The organism is Sorangium sp. So ce131 (assembly GCF_051519095.1).
GTDB lineage: Bacteria > Myxococcota_A > Polyangia > Polyangiales > Polyangiaceae > Sorangium.
Genome location: NZ_CP150455.1, coordinates 1897893 through 1923399 on the forward strand (window position 1 = coordinate 1897893; position 25507 = coordinate 1923399).

Annotated in this window: 17 protein-coding genes; 9 read left to right on the forward strand and 8 right to left on the reverse strand. The window is 72.6% G+C overall.

The window, feature by feature from the left end; all coding sequences use genetic code 11:
* The first annotated feature begins 174 nt into the window (after nt 1-174).
* The 3 genes from WMF43_RS06910 (at nt 175) to WMF43_RS06920 (ending at nt 5269) form a co-directional block, all read left to right on the forward strand.
* Entirely contained in the window at nt 175-2526 is a 2352-nt protein-coding gene (locus tag WMF43_RS06910; protein ID WP_437678417.1) for an ATP-binding protein, read from the forward strand.
* Complete coding sequence (locus tag WMF43_RS06915) at nt 2519-2881, forward strand: response regulator (protein ID WP_437678419.1); 363 nt, start codon at nt 2519-2521, stop codon at nt 2879-2881. The genes WMF43_RS06910 and WMF43_RS06915 overlap by 8 nt, the downstream gene beginning before the upstream one ends.
* Nucleotides 2882-3004: 123 nt before the next feature.
* Nucleotides 3005-5269, forward strand: a complete 2265-nt coding sequence (locus WMF43_RS06920; RefSeq protein ID WP_437678421.1) for a DUF2169 domain-containing protein — start codon at nt 3005-3007, stop codon at nt 5267-5269.
* Nucleotides 5270-5278: 9 nt separating this feature from the next.
* On the opposite strand, the gene WMF43_RS06925 is transcribed toward WMF43_RS06920, so the two are convergent.
* Entirely contained in the window at nt 5279-5944 is a 666-nt protein-coding gene (locus WMF43_RS06925) for a hypothetical protein (RefSeq protein ID WP_437678423.1), read from the reverse strand.
* Nucleotides 5945-6081: 137 nt separating this feature from the next.
* Here WMF43_RS06925 and WMF43_RS06930 point away from each other — a divergent pair, with 137 nt between their 5' ends.
* On the forward strand, nt 6082-7248 hold the full coding sequence (locus WMF43_RS06930) for a DUF2169 domain-containing protein (protein ID WP_437678424.1): 1167 nt from the start codon (nt 6082-6084) through the stop codon (nt 7246-7248).
* A gap of 10 nt (nt 7249-7258) precedes the next feature.
* On the opposite strand, the gene WMF43_RS06935 is transcribed toward WMF43_RS06930, so the two are convergent.
* The 5 genes from WMF43_RS06935 to WMF43_RS06955 form a co-directional block, all read right to left on the reverse strand.
* On the reverse strand, nt 7259-7684 hold the full coding sequence (locus WMF43_RS06935) for a hypothetical protein (protein WP_437678425.1): 426 nt from the start codon (nt 7682-7684) through the stop codon (nt 7259-7261).
* 6 nt (nt 7685-7690) lie between these two features.
* Nucleotides 7691-11887 (reverse strand): DUF6531 domain-containing protein, encoded by a 4197-nt coding sequence (locus WMF43_RS06940; RefSeq protein ID WP_437678427.1) that lies wholly within the window; start codon nt 11885-11887, stop codon nt 7691-7693.
* A 22-nt stretch (nt 11888-11909) separates the two neighbouring features.
* Nucleotides 11910-12920 carry a DUF2169 domain-containing protein gene (locus WMF43_RS06945; RefSeq protein WP_437678429.1) on the reverse strand — a complete coding sequence of 337 codons (1011 nt, stop codon included), beginning with the start codon at nt 12918-12920 and terminating at the stop codon, nt 11910-11912.
* Nucleotides 12921-12939: 19 nt separating this feature from the next.
* On the reverse strand, nt 12940-15387 hold the full coding sequence (locus tag WMF43_RS06950) for a type VI secretion system Vgr family protein (RefSeq protein ID WP_437678430.1): 2448 nt from the start codon (nt 15385-15387) through the stop codon (nt 12940-12942).
* Nucleotides 15388-15623: 236 nt separating this feature from the next.
* Nucleotides 15624-17978: a trypsin-like serine peptidase gene (locus tag WMF43_RS06955; protein ID WP_437678432.1), complete on the reverse strand. Its 2355-nt coding sequence runs from the start codon at nt 17976-17978 to the stop codon at nt 15624-15626.
* A 557-nt stretch (nt 17979-18535) separates the two neighbouring features.
* Here WMF43_RS06955 and WMF43_RS06960 point away from each other — a divergent pair.
* The 3 genes from WMF43_RS06960 (at nt 18536) to WMF43_RS06970 (ending at nt 19477) form a co-directional block, all read left to right on the forward strand.
* A complete protein-coding gene (locus tag WMF43_RS06960) occupies nt 18536-18886 on the forward strand; it encodes a nuclear transport factor 2 family protein (protein WP_437678433.1) in 351 nt (116 codons plus the stop codon).
* Nucleotides 18887-18987: 101 nt separating this feature from the next.
* Entirely contained in the window at nt 18988-19164 is a 177-nt protein-coding gene (locus WMF43_RS06965; RefSeq protein WP_437678435.1) for a hypothetical protein, read from the forward strand.
* Between the two features lie 49 nt (nt 19165-19213).
* Nucleotides 19214-19477 carry a DUF805 domain-containing protein gene (locus tag WMF43_RS06970; protein WP_437678437.1) on the forward strand — a complete coding sequence of 88 codons (264 nt, stop codon included), beginning with the start codon at nt 19214-19216 and terminating at the stop codon, nt 19475-19477.
* 103 nt (nt 19478-19580) lie between these two features.
* Here WMF43_RS06970 and WMF43_RS06975 read toward each other — a convergent pair whose 3' ends face one another.
* Nucleotides 19581-22535 carry a CHAT domain-containing tetratricopeptide repeat protein gene (locus tag WMF43_RS06975; protein ID WP_437678438.1) on the reverse strand — a complete coding sequence of 985 codons (2955 nt, stop codon included), beginning with the start codon at nt 22533-22535 and terminating at the stop codon, nt 19581-19583.
* A gap of 283 nt (nt 22536-22818) precedes the next feature.
* On the opposite strand from WMF43_RS06975, the gene WMF43_RS06980 reads away from it, so the two are divergent.
* Together WMF43_RS06980 and WMF43_RS06985 are read left to right on the forward strand one after the other, a co-directional pair.
* Nucleotides 22819-23259, forward strand: a complete 441-nt coding sequence (locus WMF43_RS06980) for a hypothetical protein (RefSeq protein WP_437678440.1) — start codon at nt 22819-22821, stop codon at nt 23257-23259.
* Nucleotides 23260-23347: 88 nt separating this feature from the next.
* Entirely contained in the window at nt 23348-24730 is a 1383-nt protein-coding gene (locus WMF43_RS06985) for a sigma 54-interacting transcriptional regulator (protein WP_437678442.1), read from the forward strand.
* Between the two features lie 158 nt (nt 24731-24888).
* On the opposite strand, the gene WMF43_RS06990 is transcribed toward WMF43_RS06985, so the two are convergent.
* Nucleotides 24889-25428, reverse strand: a complete 540-nt coding sequence (locus WMF43_RS06990) for a MarR family winged helix-turn-helix transcriptional regulator (RefSeq protein ID WP_437678444.1) — start codon at nt 25426-25428, stop codon at nt 24889-24891.
* Nucleotides 25429-25507 lie beyond the last annotated feature (79 nt).

Sequence of the window (25507 nt, forward strand, 5' to 3'; positions counted from 1 at the left end):
CCAAGGATCCCAGGGGGCCGGAGGCCGGCTGTCGCCGGTCGTCTCGCGGGTCCTCGAGGGGAGGTGGCGTGGGCTGACGCCCTCCGACGCGCGGGCGCTCCGGCGCCTCGGGACCCGCCGGGGGCGCGCGGCGGCGCGGCGCGCGCGACCTCCCCGGACGGGAGCGGTCCGCTCATGGACAAGACCAACGTCGACGAGGGAGGGCGCGGCGGCCCCGGCGAGGCGGGAGGGCCCGATCGGCGCGGGGAGCTCGACCTGAGCAGCTGCGCGCGCGAGCCCATCCACATCCCCGGGGCGATCCAGCCGCACGGGGTGCTCTTCGCGCTGAAGGAGCCCGAGCTCACGATCGTCCAGGTGAGCTCTAACACGGCGGATCTCCTCGGGATCCAGCCGCACTCCCTGCTCGGCCAGGCGATCTCCGGCCTGCTCGACCACGCCTCGCTCCATTGCCTCCTGGACGCCGTGGCGGGCGGGGTCGCCCGCGGCAAGATCCCGCTCCCGATGAACGTGGCGGGCGCGCGCTTCGACGGGGTGCTCCACCGCTCCGGCGGGCTCATCGTGCTCGAGATCGAGCCGTCGGAGCCGGACGATGGCTGTTACGACCTGCTCGATCGGACGTTCGCCATCGTCGAGCGGCTCAAAGGCGCGCCGACGGTGGCGGCGCTGTGCCAGCTGGCGACCGAGGAGATCGGCCAGCTGACGTCGTTCGATCGGACCATGATCTACCGGTTCCACGGCGACGACCACGGGGAGGTGATCGCCGAGTCGCGCGCCCCGGAGATGGAGTCCTATCTCCACCTCCACTATCCCGCTTCCGACATCCCCGAGCAGGCGCGCCGGCTCTACGCCGTCAACCGGACGCGGCACATCGTCGACGTCGCGTACCCGCCGGCCGCCATCGTCCCTCCGGACAACCCGCTCACCGGAGAGCCCCTCGATCTCTCGCTCTCCGTGCTGCGCAGCGTGTCCCCGGTCCACCTCCAGTACCTGAGCAACATGGGGGTGCGCGCGTCGATGTCGATCTCCCTCCTGCGAGGCGGCGCGCTCTCCGGTCTCGTCGCGTGCCATCACCGGAGCCCTCACCGCGTCTCCTTCAGGCACCGCATGGCGTGCGAGCTCCTCGGCCAGATCCTCTCGTGGAAGATCGAGACGAGGGAGCAGCGCGAGTGCGCCGAGGCGCGGCTGCGGGCGAGCGCCGTCCGCGCCAGGCTGCTCGAGCAGATGACGTCCCGGAGGGACATCGCCGGCGGCCTCTCGGAGGGGCCAACGACGCTCCTCGACCTGATCGACGCGGGCGGCGCCGCCGTCTGCCAGGAGGGCAGGTGGACGCGCCTCGGCGAGACGCCCGACGTCGCAGACCTCGACGCGCTCGGCCGCTGGCTGGAGACACACGGCGCCGAGGCGACCTACGCCACCGAGTGCCTGTCGGCGGAGCACCCCGAGCTCGAGCGCGTGAAGGGCGTCGCGAGCGGCGTGCTCGCGATCCCGTTCTCCGGCGCGCCGTGCTCCGTCGTGGCGTGGTTCCGGCCCGAGGTCGAGAAGAGCGTCGTCTGGGCCGGCGATCCCGGCGAGGGGTGCCCCCCCGGCGGCGAGCCGCTCCAGCCGAGGGCGTCCTTCGCCGCGTGGCGGCAGCTCGTGCGCCTGCGGTCGTCGCCGTGGCAACCCTGCGACGTCGGCGCGGCGGAGGATCTCCGGGACGCGATCGTGGGCGTCGTGCTGAGCAGGGCGGCCGAGCTCGACCGGCTGAACCGCGAGCTCCAGACCGCCGTGCGGATCCGCGACGACTTCCTGTCGATGGCCTCGCACGAGCTCAGGACGCCCCTCTTCACGCTGGCGCTCCAGATCGACGGGCTGGCCAGGGCCGCGGGCTCGCGCCGGGACGCGCCCGCCCCGGAGCGGCTCCGCTCCCGGATCGAGGTGGCGCAGCGCCAGGTGAAGCGCCTCGAGCAGCTCGTCGGCGGCCTGCTCGACTTCTCGCGCATCAGCGCCGGCAAGCTCGCGCTGGACCTCCAGGAGGTGAACCTCGCGGGCCTGCTCCGCGACGTGGCGGCCCGCTTCTCCGACGACCTGAAGGCGGCCGGCTGCAAGCTCTCCGTGCGGCTCGACGAGGACGGCGACGTCGTCGGCCGGTGGGACCCGATGCGGCTCGACCAGGTCCTCACGAACCTGCTCTCCAACGCGATCAAGTACGGCGCGGGCGCGCCGATCGAGATCGTGGCGGCGAGGCGCGGCGATCGCGCCTGCGTCGCGGTGATCGACCACGGCATCGGCATCGAGCCGGGCGCCCAGGCGCGGATCTTCGAGCGCTTCGAGCGGGCGGTCTGCTCCGGCCACTACAGCGGCTTCGGCCTCGGCCTGTGGATCGTGCACCACATCGTGGAGCGGCTCGGCGGCGCCATCCGGGTGAGCTCGGCGCCGGGGCAGGGGGCCACGTTCACCGTCGAGCTGCCCCTCGCGGGCCCGGGCCCCGGCGCGCCGGCGCCGCCCGAGCCCCCTCGGGCCGGCGGAGGAGCGGACGGTGCCTGAGCGATCGATCCTGATCGTCGACGACGATCGCGACCTCCGGTTCTCGGTGGCCCAGCTCCTCGAGGACGAGGGCTACCGCGTGAACGAGGCCGAGAACGGGCGCCAGGCGCTCCACGTGCTCCGCTCGGCGCCGCTCCCCGATCTCGTCCTGCTCGACCTGATGATGCCGATCATGAGCGGGCAGGAGTTCAGGGCGGAGCAGCTCCGCGATCCGGCGCTCGCCCGGGTGCCGGTCGCGCTCATGACGGCGGGGAGGATCGAGGACCGGCTCTGCGCGCTGACGCCCGCCGCCGTGATCCGCAAGCCGATCGCGGCCGACGAGCTCCTGTCCATCATCGAGGGCATCGTCGCGTGAGCGCCGAGGGCGCCGTCGCCTGATCCGGCGGAACCGGGGAGGCTGCGCGGCGTCCGCGCGGGGTTCCAGGGACGTACGCCGGCGCCGATCTCCACCCGGCCGCGGAGGAGATAAGCTCGTCGCGTGCGCGTCTCCTCGGTCTGTCCGCTCCGCGTCGCGTCCCTCGTCTGGCGACCCCGCCCCGAGGCGTTCGCGCTCACCGTGGTCTGCAAGGCGACCTTCGTGCTCGAGCCGGGCCTCTCGCCGCTCGCGCCCGAGCAGGAGGCCCCGTGGGAGGCCGACGTGCCCTGGGGGGACGACCCCGGGGCGAGCCTCTGGGCCGCGAGCGATCTCGCGCCGTTCAAGCGGCGCGTGGACGTGCTCGCGGTCGGCCACGCCCACGCGGCGCGCGGGGAGCCCGCGGCGTCGCTCGTGGCGCGGCTCGCGGTCGGCGCGGTGGACAAGCGGATCGAGGTGAACGGCCGCCGCGCGCGGACGCCGCCGAGCCCGGCGGAGCCGCTGCCGCTGGTCGGGTTCGGGCCGATCGCCCCGACCCGGCCCGAGCGGGCGGCGAAGCTGCGCCGCCACGCCGCCACGTTCCGCCACGAGGCCTGGGCGGAGCAGCCGCTGCCGGAGGACATCGACGCGGGGTACTTCAACGCGGCGCCGCCGGACCAGCAGCTCGACCAGCTCCCCGCGGGCGAGCCGATCGTGCTCGAGCACCTGCACCCGGCGCACCCGCAGCTCACGACGGCGCTGGAGGTGGTGACCCCGCGCGCGATGCTGCTCCGCGGCGGCTCCGAGCCGCAGGAGATGCGGATGCGGTGCGACACGCTGTGGATCGACGCGGATCGGGGGATCTGCACGCTCACGTGGCGGGGGGCGGTGCCGCTCCGGCACGCCGCCGAGGACGTCACGGTGATCGTCACCGCGGAGCGGCCGCAGGGCGGGGGCGACGTGACGACGACGCTGGTGCCGGCGCGCGCGCGGGTGGGCGCGGCCGGCGCGCCCGCGGCCGGCGCGCTCGCGGCCGGCGCGGCGAACGCGGCGGACGCGGCGAGCACGTTCGTGCTGGGGCTGCGCGCGATCGATCCTGGAGGCGCGCTGCCGTTCACCCCGGCGCCCCAGCCGCTGCCGTTCGCGCCGGCGCCGGCGCCGGCGCCCGATGACGACGTGGACCAGCCGGCGGGCGCCCCGGCTGACGCGGTCGACGACGCGGCCACCACCCTGGTGACGGGCCTCGTGCCCGCAGCGGAGCCGTTGCCGTTCCAGACCGCGCGCCCTCCAGCGGGCCCCGTGCCCGCGCAGGAAGCAGCGCAGCCGCGGCAGGCGCGCGCGGTTTCCGGTTCAGCGCCGCCCGATACGGAGATCGATCGGGACGTGCCGCCGCCGGCGACCGAACCCGCGGCCCGGATCGCGGAGGAGATCGCCGCAGGCGCCACGCTTCCTCCGGCGCTCACGGGAACGCTCCTGCCGGACGCGACGGCCGGGGCGGCCGCGGAGGAGGGGCCCGCGGGGCGGCCCGCCCTCCCTGCATTCCTGGTGGGGACCGTGCCGCTGCCGCCCTTGCCGCCGCCGCTGCCGCCCTTGCCGCCGCCGCCGCCCATGCCGCCGCTGCCGTCCGCGCCCGCCTCGCCGGAGCCCCCCGCCCCTGCTGCCGCGTGGGCTCCGGTTCCGCCTGCGCCTGCGCGCCTGCGCTCCGAAGCGCCGCCCGCGCCGCCCGCGCCCGCGATCCTGCGGTCCGAGCCGCTGCCCGCGCCGCCTGTGCCCGAGGCCCGCTGGTCCGAAGTCCCGCCCGCGCCCCCGGCCCGCTGGTCCGAAGTCCCGCCCGCGCCGGCCGCGCCGCCGATGGCCCTGCAGTCCGAAGCGCCGGCCGCGCCGGCCGCGCCGCCGATGGTCCTGCGTTCCGAAGCGCCGGCCGCGCCGACCGCGCCGACCGCGCCGCCGATGGTCCTGCGGTCCGAAGTCCCGCCCGCGCCGGCCGCGCCGCCCGAGGAGATCCCGGTGGAGCGCTTCGCGGCGATCTCGGCGGAGATCGCCGAGCAGCGCGCGCCGCGCGCGGAGGTGCTGCGCGCGCACGCGCTGAGCGAGCGCGCCTGGGCCGCGGTGGAGCGCCGCTTCCGGGCCCTGCTGGAGAAGGACGCGCGCGCCGCGGGCCGGCTGCGCGCCGCCCACGACGCCGCCTACGTGGCGGCCGTGGAGAGCTTCCGCGGCCCGATCACCCTCCCGGAGTACGCGCGGATCGCGGTGGGGCTGGAGCGGGGCGAGCCCGGCGAGGTCCTCGACGCGCTCGCGATCCAGCGGCCGGCGCTGATGCCGATCGTGCGGGTGTGGACGAAGAAGGCCGCCGGCCACATGGCGCTCTCCGCGGAGCTGATGGCGCTGCTGGAGGCGCTGCGGGCCGAGTGACCGCCGCGCTCACCCCGCGGGCCGCGCAGGGTCGTCCGGGCCGCGCGGGGCCGCCTCCTCGCCGGCGGCCAGCGCCGCGAGCCGCCCCGCGCCGCGCTCGTCGTGCTGGCCGCCCGACAGCGCCTGCCGCGCGCGGAACTCCTCCCAGGTGAGTGGCATCGGCGGGTCCTCGGAGTTGAGCCGCACCCGCTCGCCGACGATGTCGACGTCGTCGTTGGCCCGGATCTGCACGCCGCCGGGCGACGCCTCGACCTTCACCTCGCGGGCCGTCGTGCGCGCGCTCCTCCCGGCCTCGCGGACCACGCTCCCCCGCACCCGCTCGTGCAGGCTCCCGCCCACCTCGACCTCGGCGTCCTGCGCCGCCTGGATCCGCAGCGTGTCGCACGACAGGGCGAGCGTCTTCGCGGCCGCGATCTCGAGCGAGACCCCCGCGAGCGACAGCACCGGCCCCTCGTCGGTCAGCCGGAGCGAGACCAGGAGCTGCCCTGCCGCGGCGCGGATCTGGATCCGCTCCTCGGCGCCGTCCTCGGCGATCTCGAGGGAGCGCCCGGAGGCGAGGGGCACGACCCGCGGCGGCGCCGCGAGCGACGCGCCGGGCAGGGGCGCGAGGGCCTCGGCGTCGGCCGGGGGCGCAAGGTCGTGGGCCGGCAGGGGGCGGTCGCGCGCGTCCGTCATGCGGACAGGATAACGCAGGCCCGGGCGCCGCGGCCGCGCGCCGCGTCCCTCGCGGGAAGCGCGGGAAGGAAGAGCCCTCGCCCTTGCGCGCGCGGGGCATCGGCGATACCGGTCGAGCGACCCTGCGAGGAGCCCCCATGAGCGGAGAGCAGGCCCCCCTGCGCACGACCCAGACGGTGCGCTGCACGAAGAGCCACGACGGCGCGCTCTGGATGGTCTGCGTCGCCAAGCGCACCTACTCCTTCGCCGGCGGCCGGGTGACGCTCGCGGACGAGCAGGCGCCGATCGTCGTCGACCCCGACATCGAGACCGACCAGCACGACCGCTACCGCACGCTGCGCGACGACATGGACCTGTTCCCGCCGAAGCCGGCCACCGACGTGGTGGTGGCGGGCCGGGCGCACGCGCCGGGCAAGGTGCGCGAGCTGATGGTCGGCGTGGCGGTGGGCCGGAGCGCGCGCGTGCTGAAGGTGCTGGGCGAGCGCCGGGCGGAGGTCACGCTCGAGGGGCAGGTGCGCTTCCCGGATCCGGCGCCGTTCGAGAGCGCGCCGCTCTCGTGGGACCTGGCCTACGGCGGCTACGACGCCTACGCGCACGACGAGCTCGACCCGCCCGAGCGCCGCGGCGGGCGCCGGGTCGAGCCCTCGCCGCGCGAGGAGGGGGTGTTCGCGTACCCGAGGAACAAGGTCGGGCGCGGCTATTTCATCGACGTGGACCGGGACCGGGCCGACGGCGAGCTGCTCCCGCAGATCGAGGATCCGGGGGACCCGCTCACGGCGAAGCGCTTCTTCGTGCAGGCGCCGAAGGCCTGGCTGGACGCGCCGGCCTCCGGCGGGCTCGGCTGGGTGCCGCACACCTGGTACCCGCGGATCATGCGGGGCCTCGGCGCGTTCCTCGAGCACGACCCGCCCGCCAAGCCGATCCGGGAGATGGCGTTCGCGGACGGCGAGGACCTCCGCGGGCCGTTCCGCAAGAACGAGGTGCTCCCGCGGTTCGTGCAGGGCGCGGCGCCGGGGCTCGCGATCGAGCGGCTGCGGGGGGACGAGCTGGTCATCCTGAAGTACCTCGTGCAGGGCCAGCCGGAGGTGCAGTTCGCGCTGCCGGGGGAGGCGCCGGGCCTGTCGGTGAGGCCGCCGGGCTCGCCGAAGATCTTCACGCCGGAGGCGGTGCTGCAGACGGTGCGGATCGACGCGGAGAAGCGGACCGTGTCGCTCGTGTGGTGCGGGGCGGTGCGGCTCGTGGCGCCGCTCGCGGAGGAGCAGCTCGCGGAGACGCCGCTCGGGGTGCGGTGGGGGCGGTGGTGAGCGGCGTGGCTCAGCTGGACGGAGGCTGTCCAGATCGGTCGAAGTTGAAGACGTAGCGATTCTCCTGGCGAGCGAACCGCACGTCGATCTCGGGCATGGGGAACCCGAACCTCTTCGCCGCCCACCCGGCCATCGCGCAGCTCAGCCCTTCAGGTTGGTAGTCGGTAGGGACGAACCGGGCGCTGGCGACCCGGATCAAGGAAGGCGCGGTGAAGGCGCTGCTGCTCAGGATCTCGCCAACGACCAGCTGCAGACCGCGCTTCAGGAACTCTTCCTCGGCTGCGTCGAGGTGCGCGTCCTCGTTCACGAACCACAGGCCCGGCGCGATCTCCGTGGCGCTGCCGGCGGCCCCCTCGAGACGAGCGACGTCGGCCGTCAGGTCGATCCGGATGCCCCAGGACGATTTGATCATGCGGTAGCTGAACGTGCTCTCCATGGCGCCTCAGTGCCACCTCAGGAGGTGGTAGACGGATGTGGCGAAGTAGTGCTCTGTCCCCAGGTTGGTGCCCCTCGTGATGTACTCCAGCCCGTGGTCCGGGGTGCCGTCGAACAGCCGACTGTAGCGCGACATCCATGCCTCCGCCGCCTCGTCGCCCAGCGAATCCACGTCGACGTGACGGAAGGACCTGAGGACGTCTTCGGGCACGGAGAAGCTGATGATCTGGGCATTCGGTTGCCTGTTCTGAATCCTCGACAGGTAGCGCTGCGCGTCCTCCAGGCTCCCCCAAGAATAGACGCCTTCTCCGAGGGCCGCGCGGTGGGGCTCGGTCGGCCATGGAACGCCGCCGTTGCGGAGGCGGGCGGCGTCGGAGGGATCTTGAACGGAGTAGAAGACCCTCTCGCACTGTAGGCCCAGCGGATCGACCACGAGGGCCGGGCTCGCGTCGAACTCGAAGAGCTTGCTTCCCCCTGTGATCCCGAGCGGATCCGGGCTGCACCATCTCCCCACCGCCGCGTCGAAATAACGGAACCTCGTGGAGCACAGCCCCGTCTCTTCGTCCTCGTACTGTCCCAGGAGGCGGAACGGCGACGCGATCGCGCGCTCGTGCCCGCCGCCGTGCCCCGGATCGGTGAACGACTGGGTCGTCCTCCCCCAGGCCGAATGGGCGGCTGACCACGCCACCTTCCCTTGGGCATCGATCAGCTCCCTCGGCACTCCGACGTGATCGTTGAGGTAGCTGAACACCTGCCCCTGCTCGGCCTGGAGCAGCGGGACGAACGTCCCCGGCGCGTGGACGAAACAGCGCTCTCCATGCCGGCTGTCGAGGTCCGCGGCGAGCACGTCCCCGTCCCACAGGAAGCGTACGTCGCGCTGCGGGTCGCCGTGCGCGTCGAAGACCTCCTTGAGCACCCGGCGACCGAACGCGTCGTAGGTGATGACGACCCTCTCGCCGGACGGGAGTCGCACCTCGCGCAGGCGGTCCCGGCAATCCCAGGTGTACTCCGTGCGGCTGACCTCCGGCCGCTCGCCTTGCTCGAGCTTCAGGGCCCGCCGCCCCCGCTCGTCATACACATACCCGGCGCGATCGCTGCGAAGGAGCAGGTCCCCCGGCGCGATCTCCCAGGGCGGCTGTCCCGCGTCGTCCTGGCCCTGAGCGAGCCCCTCCAGCATCCTCGTCGTCGAGCCGGCGGGATCGTACTCGAAGACCTCGCGGCGCGATCCGTGCTGCGCCTCGAGGAGCTGTCCGATGGAGTCATGGCGGTACGCCGTCGCCCCCCAGCGACCGTCCTTCACCAGCTTGACCCGGCCCAGGGGGTCGTACTCCCAGGTCCGCTGCACCTCCACCTCGGGCGCGCCCCCGCGAGGCGCGCGGACATCGACATGCTGCTCGACGATCCGATCCATCGCGTCGTACTCGCTCCGGATCGAGAAGCGTCCCCCTGCGTCCCCCCGAGCCCTCTCCCGGCCAAGCGCGTCCCGCTCGATGGTGAGCGAGTGGCCCCCGTGCTCGACGCGCGCGAGGTCGCCCGTCGCGTCGTACGCGTACCGCGTCGTCATCCCGTCGGGCATGACGCGGCTCGCGCGGCGCCCGCGCGCGTCGTATGTGTAACGCAGCGTCCTGCCGTCCTGCGTCTCCGAGACGACCCGCCCGAGCGCGTCCCGCTCCAGCCGCGTCACGATGCGCTGTCCGCCCTGCTCCACCGCGGCGACGAGCAGGCGCCCCAGGGAGTCGCGCTCGAACTGGATCGGCCCGTCCGTCGAGTCCTCTCGGAGGACGTTGCCGAGCGGATCGTGCGAGAACGATCGAAAGCTCCGGTCCGGGTAGTCGATCCGGGCGAGGCGCCCGGCCGCCGAGTAGCGGTAGCCGAGCACGCGCCCATCGAAGGTCCTCTCCTCCGTCACCCTCCCTGCGCTGTCGTACGAGAACTCGTACGCTTCCTCCTTTGGATTGGTGATACGGCGGATCTTCTCCGTGGCGGAGTACTTGAACGACCACACGCGCCCGCCGGGCTGCGTGAGCCTGGCGAGCACGCCCGTCCCGGCGTACTCCATCTCCGTGATCTGCCCGAGCGCATCGACGACGCGGCTCGGGTTGCCGAGCGCGTCGTAAGCCGCCTGCGTCGCGGTCCCGTCCGGCCTCCGCACGACCAGCGGTTTTCCGAGCCGGTCGTACCTCACCGAGGTCACCCGGCCGAGGACATCCGTCCTCGACACGGGGCGTCCCATCCGATCGTAGGCGTAGGCCGTCCTCGCCCCGCGCGCGTCGATCTCCTCGACGACGCGGTGCCGGCCGTCGACGACGAACGACGCGAGCGCCCCTTCTTCGCCCTGGATCGCGCGCAGGTGCCCGCGCTCGTCATAACTCAGCGTGTAACGCAGCTTCGATGGATAGGTGATCCCCGTCAACGAACCACGCGCGTCGTGCTCGTACCTGGTCGCGAGCCCGTCCGCACCGACGCGCAGGACCGGCCGATCGTCGTCGTCGTACTCCCACTGGGTCATATTCCCGGCAGGGTCGATCTCCCGGACCTTGTTTCCCTTCGTATCGTAGTCGTACCTCGTCGCCTCGCCGGCCCCGTTCGCCTCGGCGACGATGTACTGGTCCTCGTCCACCTCGCAGGTCCTGAGGACGATCCCGTCCGGCGTCTCCTCGCGCACGACGATCCCGTCCTCGTTCCAGTGCAGGATCCTCGGCTCCTCGTTGCCGGTCAGCCACGTGATCCGCTTCTCCAGGTCGACCCGGAGCTCGACCGTGTGCAGCCCGCCGTCGCCCCAGGTCTTCTTGCACCAGCCGGTCTCGGGGTCGTAGGCGTAGTGGAAGCTCACGCCGTTCTTCAGCGTGGTCTTCACCATCCGGTGATCCTCGTCGTAACCGTAGTGCTCGGCGTGCCCGAGCGCGTCGGCGACGCTCGCGAGCTCGCCCATCCTGGTATACGCGTGGTCCACCCACTGCTCGAGGATGCCCTCGGTCCACACCTCGAGGCGGGCGATGCGGCCCCCGTGGCTCATCTTCACGCGGATCTCGCGGCCTGCCGTGTCAATGACGCGGTGGAGCCGCTCTCCCGTGTACTCCAGCGCGATCGCGTTGCCGTGGGCGTCCTCGATCGCGCGGAGCAGGGCCCTGCCCTGAGGCGCGGCCGGCGAGAAGCGGCGCGTGAGGCGCGATGCGTGGCTGTAGACCGAGAAGCCGCCGCCCTGCTCGGCGCTCAGCGTCAGCCGGTCCGGCCGGTGGAACGCGCGCTCGCCCGCGCCGAGGCGGGGAAAGTAGATGTCGCGCCCCTGCTCGTCTCGGAGCGTGATCCCCTCCTCGTCCGCCTCGATCCACTGCTCCAGGCTGTGCGCCCACCCGCCGCGCCCCAGCGACGTCCGCTCGAGCGCGCGGGCCGACGAGTAATGACGCTCCCAGACCAGCGGGATCGCGCCCGGCAGCGAGATGTCCACCTTGCTGTCGACGACGGTCCCCGAGGTCGCGTCCACCGGGTGGCCCGTGAAGAAGCACTTCGCCTTTTGCAGCGCCGACGCCCCCTTCTTCCCCGCGCTCCGCAGCCCCCGCGCGATCGCCTTGCCCGCCCGCCCTGTCGCCCGCGTCGCCGCCCGGAGCCCCTTCCCGACGAGGTCCTTCCCCTTCTTGAAGAGCGGCTTCATCAGCTTGCCGCCGAACTTCGCGAGGAGCCCGCCTGCGAGCTTGAACGCTCCCTGGAAGAGCAGGTCGATCACCAGGTCGATCGCCAGCGTCACCGCCCCCATCACGAAATCCCCGAAGGTCGGCGTCGTCTGCACCGTCCCCGGGTTGAGCACCAGCGAGGTCGGCCACTTGCCGATATCCCAGCAGTCCGCGTTCAGGGACACGGGCCCGCCGATCACGCAGCACGTCGCCTTCTCCCCGCAGATCTCCACCGCGCCCCGCGGCAGCCAGCACTTGTGCGAGCCGAACAGGATGTGCAGCGGCGTCAGCGCGTCCAGCGGATCCGGGACGATCCCGAGGTGCGGCCAGAGGAACTTGGGCTCGTGCTGGTGCGCCACCGAGGGCACGCCGTTGAAGAGCACCGTCGGCTTCTGCTTGTCCCCCAGGGTGAACGGGTGCAGCAGCACGAGCTTCAGGAACTTCATCGGCGCCGGGGGGAAGATGTGGAACCCCTGGTGCATCTCGAGGCCGACGATCAGCCAGCCGTTCTCGTCGTGGAAGTTGTGCGCCACGTCCGCTCCTGCCCCCCCGCGCTCACCCGCGCGGGAAATCCTCGGTCGCCTCCAGCCGTGCCCGCCGGTGCTCGAGCTGCACGAGGCCGTAGGTGACGCTCGCCCGCCAGAGCAGCCGCACCTCGGCGGCCTCGGCGTCGATGTCGATCGCGTCGAGCGCCGGCACGAGCCGCTCGGACGCGCCGCCCACGGCGACCGTCACCGCCACGGGCGGCGCCGGCGCCTCGAACACCAGCGCCTCCCCGCCGGGCCGCATCCCGCCGAGCGCGATCCGCGTGCCGGGCGGGATCGCGTCGAACGTCGTGCGCGGCGCCGCCCGGCTCGCGAGCTTGCCGGCGCCGCCCGGATCGAACTGCTGATCGTGCCACACGGACGCGGCGCGCAGCCCGCCCCAGAGCGGGTACGGCGCGAAGCAGACCGGCTCCGGGCGGTCGTCCCAGCGCCGGATGAGCTGCTCCGGGTGCTCCAGCTGCGGCAGCGGCCGATCGAGCGCGCGCGCCGCGTCGGTGGCGAACCCCTTGCCCTCGAAGTTGTGGGGGTAGCCGCCCTCGTGCTCCGGCAGGAACGCCTCGCCGCCCCCGTCTTCCTCGCCGAGCCGCACGACCCGCGCCGGCTCCTGCACGACGCCCCCGTACGCGTTCTGCCAGCTCATCTCGACCCGCTCGAACGCGAGCGGCGCGCTCGGCGCGAGCCCCCCGCCGAGCGCGCGCTGCCACACCCGCGCGCCGTAGGCGACGATCGCCGCGTCGCGGTCGCCCACCCGCAGCACCGCCGTGGCCTCGCGCGCGCGCCCCTCCTTCGGGTAGACGAACCCGGTGGCGCACACCGAGGCGACGCTCTTCTGGAGCATCCCGTCGTGCGGGTACGGCAGCGCCGGATCGAGCAGGAGCGGCCGCTGCGCGGGCGCGAGCGCGAGCCGCCCGCCGGCGACGCGGTAGGTGATCGCGGCCAGGAAGATCGCCGTCACCCGGTCGTCCTGCTCCGCGTTCGGGATCATCGCCGCGGGCAGGGGCGTGTCGTTCGAGAAGCGCATGGCGGCCGTCCGTCGAGCTTCAGTTGAGCTTGATGAGCCCCGCCGTCACCTGGACCATCCCGCCGCCGTCCATCTCGATCGGCGAGCCGTTCACGGTCACCTTCCCGCCCTTGATGGCGATCTCCCCGTCCTCGATGGTCACCTGGCCGCCCTTGATCAGGATCTGGCCGCCCTTCAGCTCCAGGCTCGACCCGTTCACCTGGAACAGCGAGGTGTCGACCGTCACGTTGCTCGACGCGGTCACGGCGAGCGTCGTCGACTTGAGCGCCTGCACCCCGTCGGCCTTGATCTCCTGCGACGGCGCCTCGATCTTCTGGCTCGCCGACGATTTCAGCCCCTGAGGCCCGGTCGCCGCGACGGTCTGCTCCCCGCCGACGTTGACCTTCTGGCTCGCGGCGACGGTCACCTCGTGGGTCGCCAGGTACGCGGTCGTCTGCGCCCCGGTCACGGCGACGTCCTGCGTCCCGGACACGGTGAGTTTGTCGTTGCCGGTGACGCCGGTCGTGCGGTTGCCGGTGACCTGCTCGTCCTGATTGCCGGTGACCGAGGCGGTCTGGTTGCCGGTCACGCTGATCGTCTGGTTCGCCGCCACGGACAGCGTCTGGTTCGCGCCGACGGTCACGTTCTGGTTCGCGCCCACGGTGGTCGACTCGTTGCCTCCGATCATCTCGGCGTTGTTCCCGCCGACCATGGTGCTGCGGTTCGCGCCGGTCGACTCGTTGCGGTTGCTGCCCACGGACGAGCCGCTGTTCGACGCCACCTGCTCGCTCCGGTCGTTGCCGACCTCGCTGTTCCAGTTCATCGGCGTGTGGAGCAGGATCTGCTGGCTGCCCGCGGTGTCGTCGAAGCGCAGCTCGTTGTGGCTGCCGCCGCCCGGGCTGCTCATCGTCTTGAAGGTGCTCACGGTCGGCGCGCCGCCCGGGGGCCGGTTCTGGCCGTTGTAGACGCGCCCCACCACGATCGGCCGGTCCGGGTCGCCCTCCTCGAAGTCGACGATCACCTCCACCCCGACGCGCGGGTGGAACACGGCGCCCTCGCCGACGCCGGCGAACACCTGGTTCACCCGCACCCAGCACGAGGACGGCTCCTTCGCGAGCCGCTCGGCGTCCTTGTCCCAGTGGAACTTGACCCGCACGCAGCCGATCTCGGCGCCGGGCGGCCCGCCCACGTGGATCTCCGCGCCCTTGGCGCTCGGCTCCGCGGTGACGAACGCCGTCTGCGTCCCCTGCACGCGCGGCTTCGGCGTGACGCGCGCCGGCCGGAAGCGCGACTCGGCGACGCTGCCGTTCTTGCCGCGGCGCGCGCACTCGAACCGCGTCGTGAACGGCACGCCCTGGAGCGCGTAGCGCCCCGCGATCTCCGGCGGCAGGGTGCCCGGCTGCTCGCCGCGCGACTCCACCCGGGTGACCAGGTACTCGCCGTCGTACCGCGACGCCTGGTGATCCAGCGCGAACACGCTGCCGGCGCCGAGCAGCCGCGCGGTGCCCTCGCCGACGGCGTAGCTCGCCTCCACGGTGAGCCGATCGAGCTTCGCCTGGGCGAGCGGCTTGCCCTGATCGGGCGTGTCCGGGTAGCGCCCCGGGTACTCGTGGTCGACGAGGTCGTCGCCGCCCGGCTGGCCCGGCGTGGCCACCGCCATGTCGAGCGCGGGCTTCTTCCAGTTGTAGTCGACGAGCGACACCCTCTTGGGCCGGAGGCGCGCCCCGAGCTTCATCGCCGCGACCTCGCGGCCGCGCAGCCCCGGGCCGAGCGGGAGGAACGGGGCGAGGCGCGCGCGGCCGCCGTCGGCGTCGGCGAGCACGAGCAGGCACGCGCCGTCACCGTGCTCGAAGTGGTAGCTGATGCCCTCTTCCTCGAGCAGGCGCGCGACGAACGCGAGGTCGCTCTCGTTGTACTGCACGCAGTACGGCCGCGTGGCCACCTCGTCGATGCGGGCGGGGTCCGTCACCCGCCAGGCGTAGAGCTCCTTGGCCGGCTGGAAGGCGAGCGCGTCGCCCCCGTCGGGCTCCACCGTGGCGCCGTCGTCGCGGTGCAGCGACGGGTCGCCCTGGAGCACCGCGTCGACGATCTGGCGCGTCGTCTTCTCGAGGAAGATCCTGCACCGGGTGCGGTGCATCGACCGCGCGAGCGGCGGCGAGAGCACGACGCGGTAGAGCATGCCGTCGTAGACGGCCCCGAGCTCCTCCGCCTCGGTGATGATCCCGTGCACCGCGCGGTACGCCGGCTCGGAGTGTGTGGCCAGCCGCAGCGTCGCCCGGGTCCCGATGAGCTCTTCCGGGTCCACCGCGGGCGCCGGCTCGTGGGCGACCAGCACGAGCTCGTAGCGGTAGAGGCTCGAGATGGCCTCGGTGCCGCGGAGCTCGACCACCTGGAGGTGCCTCCAGGGGCCGGCCGCCGCGGAGGCGCCTTCCCAGGCAAAGTCGAAGTCGAGATCGTTCACGGTCCCACGCTCCCGGTCAGAGGACATCGACCGTATCCTGTCCGCCGGCCGGCTGGAACCTGCGGCAGGCCGGAGCAGGCCGCGTGCGCTCGGCTGGTGCTACAGCGAGGCCGCCAATTTACATGCCGCGGTGCCGGTGTCCGGTGGTGGATTGACCACGAAGGTCCGGCGCCGCGGCTCGCCGGGCTCAGCGCCTCGCCGCCGAAGGATCGAGGAGGTGCTCCGTCACCGCCCCCCGATCCCCGTGCTCCGCCGGCGGACCATCACTGGCAAAACGCCCAGCCGTCTTCGTCCACCTGGCAGGTCGAGCCCGGCAGGCAAATGTACGTCTGGATGCCGGTGCTCTCGCCGCAGGTCACCTGAGCAGACTGGCCATCGATCACGTCGCACATCCCCGTCTCCGGGATGCCCGTGCAGTCGGGCTTCGTCGAGTTCGGCATGAACCAGCACCGGGGGCGCGCGCCCGGCCCCTCCGTGCACGAGTCGGGCGCCGCGGCCGCCTCCACGTCGGGGCTGAACGTCAGCACCTGCTCGTACGGCGGAATGAGGCCGGGGATGTCGGTGCCACGGAACTTGTGCCCGCAGAGCGCTCCCTGGAAGATGGTGTCCACCCTGCACTGCGCGGGCATGTTCTCGTAATCCGTCACCTGCGCCTCGACTGTGCTGGGCGTGTCCAGGCGGGGGATTGGATTGCTCGCTTCCTCGACGTCCGTGCCGCGCTTCCAGACACCGAAGGCCTCGGCGACCGCGGCGATCCGGTAACACAGGTTTTGTGCGTCGGCGTCCTCCCACGCCGCATCGCAGCGCTCCTTCGCGTAGTCGGTCACGGCGGCGCGGAAGCTGGCGTTCACCTCGCGCTCGGCGGCCCAGAGGCGCGGGAGACATTCCTTGGATGCGAAGTAATCTGCCTGGCCTTCCGCGCTGCTCACCGTCCCGAACTGCCCCGTCGCGAGGCCCTCGACCTGCGCCTGCTGTACAGGCGTACGCTTGAAGGGAAAACCCCCGAGAGCATGGCCGATCTCGTGGCATGCCATGAACGCGGCGATGTCGGGCGGCGTCACGCCCTGCTTGCGGAACGTGACCCCCAGATCGAGCTCCCAGTCGCGATCGGCCTGGATGTCGATCTGGGTGCCGAACTTGGAGCCGTAATTCACGAGGAGACGAGCCCCGTGCTCCTTCGCGTGCCCCTGGTACACGTCCACCGCGCGGTGCGCGAGGTCGAACGCCTGCTCGGTCGTGACGTCGGCCGCGTCCGCCCCTGAGGCCACCTCGCGGACGTTTCGGACCTTCTTCACGATCACCGTGGGGTGATCTTTCGACTGCCATGTCGCGCCGCCGACGTCCCCGGAGCCGGTCAGGATGCACATGGCGTACAGGCCCTCTTCCGCGGGCACCGGCAGCCGGGCGAGCCGGTCGTCCTCGATGCCGATCGGGTCGGAGTAGCCCTCCGCGGAGCGGCAATCGACGCTCTGCGCGGGGCCGACCTTGTAGCGGTAGTGTGTATGAGGCGTCGAGGCGAGGCTCACATCCCAGACGCTCGGCTCGGGGGGATCGCCCTGGGTCGGCGTGACGATGCGCGACGGCGCGTAGTTCACGGGAGCGTCGAGCGCGGGAGCCAGCTTGCAGCCAGCGGTCGCCAGATCGAAGCGCCCCTCGGCGTCGAAGCACGAGGTGAGCGTCGTGGCATCCACGACGTAGCTGGCGCCCTCGACGCCGCGTTCGGGTTCCCCGTCGCCGACCTCGCAGGGGTAGTTCAGATAGCAGGTATCCGGCGGCTTGATGGTCGTGAAATGGGTGTTGAAGACCCCGAAGACCCTCCCGCGCTGGTCGAGCGCCGGACCCCCCGAGGCGCCGGGGCCCATCCCCTGGCACTCGTTCACGTGCATGTCGTGCCAGTACCAGTAGTGCTCCACCACGTCGGGTCTCCGGGCGCCCTCCGCGCACCTGGCACGACGCACGTACCTTCCCGAGTACGCGCCGCCGTCGTGCTCCACCGGCACTCCGGCGAGCTCGATGGGCTCGCCCGGGGCCGGAGCCGCGTCGGCGACCGGGAGCGGCTCGACGCCGAGCGCCTGGAGCTCGCCGATCGTGTGGTCGAGCTCGATCAGCGCCAGGTCCGCTCCCTTCATCGTCACGTACGCGGTCCGGAGCGCACGCGCGCTGACTTGCTCTTGATAGGGGAGATCATTGAAATAGTTGAAGGTGATGTTCAGGCCGCCCTCGGTGAGCTCGTCGACGCTCACGCCGAAGTACATCGAGTCGCTGAAGGGACCCTTGGCGCAGTGGCCTGCGGTGAGCACGTAGGCGGGCGCGTCGGCCTTGTCGCTGGTCTTGATGAGCGAGCCGGTGCAGGTCGAGCCCAGCGTACCGACGGCCCGGAGATAGGCGTTCTTCGGGTCCTGGCCGGAGACGAGCTCCGCCTCCGCCGGCGGCGTCTCCGCCTCGGCCGGGGGCGGCGGCGGCTCCGTCGACGGCAGCGGATCGGAGCCGCCGGAGCCCGGCTGAACATGAGCGGGAGCGTCGGAGCAACCAACGACGGCCAATGTGGCCATGCCGAGGAGCGACGCCGCCGCCATGCTGCGATGTAGAGACTTCCTTGTGCCAAATTGCATGCGCATATTCAGGACCTCATCAGGGATCAGGGTAAGAACAACGTTCGCCTGAGCGCGAAGACACGCACAGACGAGCTCGAATCTCGCGTCGCAGGATCGAACGCACGCGCGACGCGAGCGCAGCGCAACCGAGCTCCAGCCCGCGCTCGTCGAGGATCGTTCCACGGCTGCTCGGCGATCGCCTCGGGCGCGTGCGCCAGGTTGGTCGACGCGAGGACATTGCAAGTCGGGCGCCATCCCGCCCGTGATGAGAAAACGCCGGGGCCACGGTCGCAAAGATGCCCTTCGGCCGTCGGTCGCTCACGAGACGTTGCGCACCGATTGTACAGGTGCGCACCGAACGTCCAATTTCGCGCCGCATGGACGGCGGCTCGGCCCGCGAGGGGCCACGAGCTTGCCGGTCGCGGCGCGCGGGCGCCCTGTCCTCGCCGCGGTCGGCCACGAGCTTGAGCAGCTCTAGGCGCTGCGGTCGGCAGGCGCGGTAACCAGCAGGATTGACCTTGCGGACGCCGCGTTCCTATGATGCCATAACCGTCGCTATGGGAAGCATGGTCGAGGCCGCGGTGAAGACCTACATCGACGCGGCGAGCGAGCGGGATCCAGAAAAGCGGACAGCGATGCTCGAGGCGTGTTTTGCGGCTGACGGGCGCGTCGTTTCACGCAGTCGCGAGATCCGAGGGCGAGCAGCGGTCGCCGATGAAATCGCGAAGCTGCTCGCGGATTCGCTGCTGGTGCGAGTCCGCGTGCTCAGCGTCATCGACACGGGGAACACCACGTTTCGATTCCGTTCGGTCGTCGAGCGTAGTGATGGCAAGAACTTCGAGTTCTTCGACGCGGGTGAGGTCGACGCTACGGGCCGCATCTCGCTTCTGCTGACGTTCGCCGGCCCTCTACAAGAGGCTGCAGACGCCTGACGATGGGTCGGCAGGAGCGCCGCCGGCGGCCTCGTGGGGGGGACCAACGCGCGCTCCGTTCTCGCCGCCATCGCTTCAATGCCAGACGGAGGACATCGCCTATGTCGAACGCCTTCAACCCCTACAAAGCGCCGACCGCAGTCCAGGTGGACAGCGCGTCCGTCTCCAACGAGATGTCATGGAGACAGATCTGGTTCTCCTTCGAGGGGCGGATCTCGCGTTCCACGTTCTGGCTGAAGGGCGTGTTGCCGCTGTACGGCATCGTCATCGCTCTCTAGTATCGTTTATGGCATCCTGTTTGCCATGGTAGAGCAGGCGCAGTAAGCCATGGTGGAGCAGGCGCAGATCGATGCCCTGTCTGGCGCAGCCCTCGTCCTAGGGTCGCTCTCGCTCGTCGTCGGCGCCTTCTTCGTTTTCTGGATACACCTGGCGATCTACGTCAAACGCTGGCATGACCGCGGCAAATCCGGCTGGTGGCAGCTCATTCTATTGATCCCTTACATCGGGAGCCTGTGGGTGTTCATCGAGTGTGGATGTATGGTGGGCAACGCTGGTCCCAACCAGTTCGGGCCTGACCCGCTCGGCGGCTGACGCCTTCCCGGTCGTCGGCGATATCGATGTGCGTCAACGAGCCCGTGACGCGCACGGTGAGCTGCGCCCCGTGGCGCGTGCGCTTTCCAGTCGCTGCGCCGGGTCAGCCAGCGCGGCGCCGGCGGGTCGCCGCGGCGAGGCCTGCGAGGAGCAACGCGAGCGCTTCCCGCGACGCGGCGTCTCCCCCGGCCCCCGGGATGTCGCAGGCGCACCCTCGGCCTCTCGCTCCCGGCGCCACCGGGACGGCGGGCGGCTTCGGGGTCGCTGTCCAAAGCGGGCCGCCGTTGCCGGACACGATGAACGCCGCCCAGTAGAACGGGTGTGTGGTCTCGCGTTGTCCTCGCAGCGAAAGCTGGGCGTCGCGCAGGGCGTCGCTGCGGTTTCGCCCGGACTTCAGCTGATCGTAATAAGCCACCATGAGGTGGCGCGTGGCCTGATCGCCGACCCGCCAGAGGCTCATCACCTGGGTCTCCGCCCCGGCGATGGCCAGCGCGCGGCGGAGCCCTTGCACGCCCTCGCCGTGGCTCGTCTCGCCGACGCCGGTGTCGCACGCGGAGAGCACGACGAGCTGCGTGCCGGAGAGGTCGAGCCCGGAGACCTCGGCCGCCGTCAGCACGCCGTCCTCGCTGCCGCTCTCGCGCCGGTTCGCGCCGGCCAGCGCGAGCCCGGCGCGCAAGAGGGCGTTGTCCGCCTGGGCCACGGACGCGGCCGCCGCCGCCTGGCCGACCGCGTCGAGCCCGTGGCCGCCCGGCGCCCCGGCCCGGGGAGCAGCGTCCGCCGGCAGGAAGAAGCCGTGGGTCGCGATGTGCAGGATCCGCGGCCCGGCGAGGCGCTTCACGGCCTCCTCGGTCGCGCCTTCGCCCGTGAGCACACGCGCGCCCGGGAGCCGCTCGCCGATCGCGGCCGCCTCCTGCGCGGTGCCGGCGAGCGGCAGGAACCTGAGCTTGCTCCGGTCCACCGCGCGCAGCGCGAGGCACGCGTCGCCCTCGCAGGGCGCTTCGCCGACGTGCGGCTCCGGCGCGCCGTCGTCGAACGCCGGATCGGCGATCACGACCGCCTCCTGCCCCGGCGCGGCCGGCGTCGCGAGCCGGACGAGATCGCGGCCGCTCGTCAGGTAGGTGACGGTGAAGCGCTCGATCAGGGCTCGCTGGTCCTCGTCGACGAGCGCGCCGAACGGCAGCAGGCTGAGCGCGCCGTCGGGGCTGATGAGGAGCCTCCTGGCCGGGCCGAGCAGCGGGCGCACCCTGGCCATGATCTGCGCGTCCACGCTGCGGGCGAGGCGCGACGGGTCGCCCGACGGGCTGGAGAGGGCCCGGCGCAGCTCGCCCACGGCCGCGTCGACCGCGCTCGCGTCGCCGAGATCGGCGAACGCGGGCGCGCCGCTGCGCCGGAGCACGTAGGCGACGTAGCGGGGCGCGCCGAGCTGCTCGCGCGGCTTTTCGCGCGGCTGGTGGGGTCGGTAGACGAAGAGCTCGATCAGCGCCGCGTCCTCCGGGATCGCCGCCTGCACCTCCTCGAGCAGCACGGGCCGCTGATCCGCCCGGAAGGCGGCGCTTCGCCGGCTCACCTCGGCCTCGACGCTCTGCCGCTCGTCGGCGAGCGCCTTCAAGCTCCCGGGTTGCCCCGCGGGGTCGCGGTACGCGCGGGCGCTGAGCTCGGCGTCGATCCGGGCGAGCCGGTCGAGGAGCGCCCGATCCTGCGCGGTCATCTTCCTGCGCAGGCCGGCCACGCTGTCCGTCATGGCGTCGAGCACGCGCGCCTTGCGGCGGAGGATGGTCGTGAGCGCGAGCGCCGCCGCCTGGCCGTTCGTCGGCGCGGAGATCGTGTGCAGCGAGATCGTCGCGCTGGTCGAGCGCTCGAGCCTGCCGACGAACGCGCGCTTCTCCCGCTCGGAGCCGCTGGTGAGCAGGCGGGTGAGGTTTCGGTCCTCGGCGGCGACGGCGGCGATCCTCATGGGCAGGGCTTCTCGCAGCTTGCCGCGGCTGAGCGCCAGCCCCTCGAGGGCGCTCAGGCACTCGGCCACGCGCGGGTGCTCCGGCCCGAGGGCCTGCTGCAGGATCGCGAGGGCGCGGCGGTAGAGCGGCTCCGCGCGGCCATACGCCTTCTTCTCCCAGGCGAGCGCCGCGAGGTGGACCAGGGGCTCGGCGATGTCGGGGTGCGTCGGCTTGAGCTCCTTCTCGCGGATCGCGAGCGCCCGCTGGAGGAGCGCCTCGGCGCGGGCGCCGTCTCCCGTGTCCTGATAGAGCAGCGCCTGGTGGATGAGGGCCGTGGCCAGGGACAGCTCCGGCGTGCCTTTCCGCGCCTCCAGGATCTTCACCGCGCGCTCGACGTGCCGCTCGGCCGCGGCGCGGTTTCCCTGGAGCCGGTAGACCTCGGCGAGGTCGTCCAGCGCGACGCCGAGCTCCACGCTGTCGAGCGTCGTGCCTTCGCTCCTCTGCTTCGTGTTCTCCTGCTCGACCCGCGCGAGCTCGCGCTCGTAGATCCGCGCGGCCGCGTCGAGGTCTCCCTGGACCCTCGCCAGGGCAGCGAGGCCGCGGAGCCCCTCGGCGGCGCCGGTGCTCGAGAGCGTCGCGTCGGCGACGATGCGTTTGTACAGCGCCTCGGAGCGCCTGAAATCACCCATGTCGCGGTACGTGAGTGCGAGGGACTCCTGCTGGGGGAAGAGCCACCACCTCGGGATGTCCGACCGCTCCAGGACGGCGAGGGCGCGCTCGAGCAGGGACGCGGCCCGGTGGTAGTCCGCGATTTTGCGGTGATTGATGGCCGCGTGGACGGCCGCGTACAGGGTGTACGGGTGCTCTGGTCCGAGTGTCCGCTCTCGCAGATCGAGGAGCCGCGTGGCGGCGGAGAGCGCCTCGAAGTACCTCCCTTCGATGGTCAGGTTGTAGACTTGGCCGTCCAGCTCGAGGTCCAGCCGCGCGTCGTCCCGCGACATCTGCCCTGGCGCGGGCGGAAGTGCCCAGAGGGGCTGCGCCTCGGCCGCGGCGGGCGCCGCGAGCAGCGCGCAGAGGCCGGCGAGCGCGCCGCAAAGCCAGGTCCTCCATCGCCTTCTGGTCATGTGGCCGGAGGATACTCCTGTCGGTGCGCCGGACCGAGAGGGACGTCGCGCGATCGATCCCGCGCCGTGATGTCTTTGTGACGTCATACGCAAGCGCAGAGGCGCGGCAGCACGGCTGGCGGCGCCGATCCGCGTCTGCTATCGCGCGGCGCTGTGGGCCAGCCGGACCAATTCGCCAAGAAGACGTTCGCCGGGGAGACCGAGCGTATTACCGGCGGAGGGGCCGGCTGGCAGGATCCACCGGAGATCAGGCTGGAACGAGCTGCCCCTGCACGACGACCTGGTGCCGTTCCTGGTCGCCCGCTCCGGTCAGGCGCTCGACGACTTCGCCCGCTGGGTGGCGCCGCGGCGGCCGCTCGCGTGGGTGCTGAGCATGCTAGAGTACCTGGCGATGTCGACGACCGTCCGTGAGGAGCTCCTGTGGGGGTTCGCGCAGACCGAGGATCCCGAGATCCTGGCCCGCAGGCAGCGGATCCTCGAGGTGCTGCTCTCGGTCAGCCCTCAGGTGGAGGAGCGGCTGGTCGAGAAAGGCCGCTCCGAAGGCCTCCTCGAAGGTCGCCTGGCCGAAGCGCGCGCCGCCCTCCGCCGGGTGCTCGCGCGGCGGCAGCTCCCGCTCGGCCCCGAGGACGACGCGCGCATCGAGGCGTGCGACGACTTGGGCGTCGTCGAGCGGTGGCACGATCAAGCCGTCACCGCGGCGAGCACCGCGGAAGCGCTGCGGTAGCCCAGCGCCCGAGGGAGTCCGTTCGCCGTGCTCCGGGCCCTCGGAGACGGTCGCACCCAGGGAGGTGCTCTCCGCCTATACTGGCCGCGTGGCAGAAGAGCTCACCCAGCCCCTCGCGCGCGAGGGCGGCGCGTTCAAGCTCGCCTCGCGCAAGATCCGCGTCGAGGTCGTGGACGGACCGGATCGGGGGCTCGTCGTCGAGCTCCCGGGGCCCGAGGCGCGCGTCGGCCTCGGCCGCGAGTGCGATCTCGTCCTCAAGGATCCCACGGTGAGCCGCCTGCACCTCGTCGTCCGGGTCGAGGGCGAGCGCATCCGCGTCATCGACGCGGGCAGCCGCAACGGCACCGCGGTCGACGGCGTGGAGGTGCACGACGCCTACGCGCGCCCCGACGCGGCGATCGTCGTCGGCGGCACGACGATGCGCCTGCGCATGCTGAGCGACGTCATCGAGCTGCCGCTCTCCGAGCGCGAGCGCTTCGGCGGCATGCTCGGGCGCAGCGTGGCGATGCGCCGCCTGTTCGCGGTGCTGGAGCGGGTCGCGGTGACGGACGCCACGGTGCTCGTCGAGGGCGAGACGGGCACGGGCAAGGAGCTCGTCGCCGAGGCCTTGCACGAGGAGAGCCCGCGCCAGGGCGGTCCGTTCGTGGTCTTCGACTGCTCGGCGGTGAGCGCGACGCTCATCGAGAGCGAGCTGTTCGGCCACGTGCGGGGCGCCTTCACCGGCGCCGTCTCCGAGCGCCCCGGCGCCTTCGAGGCCGCGGACGGCGGCACGCTCTTCCTCGACGAGATCGGCGAGCTGCCGCTCGATCTCCAGCCGAAGCTCCTGCGCGCCCTCGAGCGCCGCGAGGTGCGGCGGGTGGGCGCCAACGTGCCGCGGCGGGTCGACGTGCGCATCGTGGCCGCCACGAACCGGAACCTCGCCCGCGAGGTGGAGCGCGGCAAGTTCCGCGAGGATCTCTACTACCGCCTCGCCGTCATCCAGGTCGCCCTGCCGCCGCTGCGCGAGCGGCAGGGCGACGTCCCGCTGCTCGTCCGCCGCTTCGAGGAGGAGCTGCGCCCCCGGTCCGGCTCACCGCCGCCGCTGTCCGAGGAGGTGGTGGCGGCCCTGGCCGCGCGCTCGTGGCCGGGCAACGTGCGCGAGCTGCGCAACGCGGTGGCGCGCGCCCTCTCGCTGGGCACCGCCGGCGGCGCGGGCGGGCCCCCGGCGGCCGCGGCGGCGCCCGGCGACGGCGCGCCGGGGGCGCCCGCGGTGGACCTGAACGAGCCGCTGCTCGCAGGTCGGGAGCGCGTGGCCGAGGCGTACGAGAAGGCGTACCTCGACGCCGCGCTCAAGCAGACCGGGGGCAACGTGTCGCGCGCGGCGGAGCTCGCGCGGGTGAACCGCAAGTTCATCCAGCGGGCGATGAAGCGCTACGGCCTGCGCGGCGACGGGGAGGGCGGCGAGGGGGAGGGGGGCGGCGAGGGCGGCTGACGAGCCGGCGCGTCAGCCGCCCGCGCCCGCCAGGCGGTCGAGCCACTCGCCGAGCAGGTGCCGCTCGGCCGGGCAAAGGACGAAGCGCTCGCCGTGTCTCTCTGGCCGTCGTCGCCCTGCCCGATCCCGGGCGGCCGGGCGCGCGCGTGGAGAGGCCGTCACCTCCGCGCCGGCGACCGCGGCCTTGGCTTCCTGCCGCCGGCCTGCTGGCGCTCGTCCACGCGCAGCGTCGCGTCGCTGCCCGGCGGGAGGCGCCTCGCCAGCGCGCGCATCACCTCGCGCCAGCGCGCCTCGGCCTCCGGTCCGGCCTCGGCGAAGACCGCCGCCATGGTGGCGCGCTGCGCGCCGCTCAGCGCCTCCTCGAGCGCCGCTCCCTCCCGCGTGAGGGTCACGAGGCGTCGCCGCCGGTCGTCCGGAGCCGGCGTGAGCTCGACGAACCCGCCGCTCAACAGCGGAGCCATCGACTCGTGCAGCGCCTGCCGCGTGACCGACAGCAGCTCGACGAGCTCCTGCACGGATCGCCCCGGCCGGCGCGCGAGGAAGTAGAGGACCCGATGCTGCGCGCGCCCGAGGCCGCGCGAAGCGAGCATCACGTCCGGCCCGTGCACGAGCGCACGAAAGCCGAAGTGCATCAGCTCGAGGGCCTCGTTCAGCGCGTCGACGCGAGAGGGGGCATGGTGAGCCGCTTTTTCAGTCAAGCACCTTGACATATTTCTGGACAGCCCTCATCTTGGCCTCCGTCCTGAATATGTCAAGCTTCTTGATATATTCAGGACG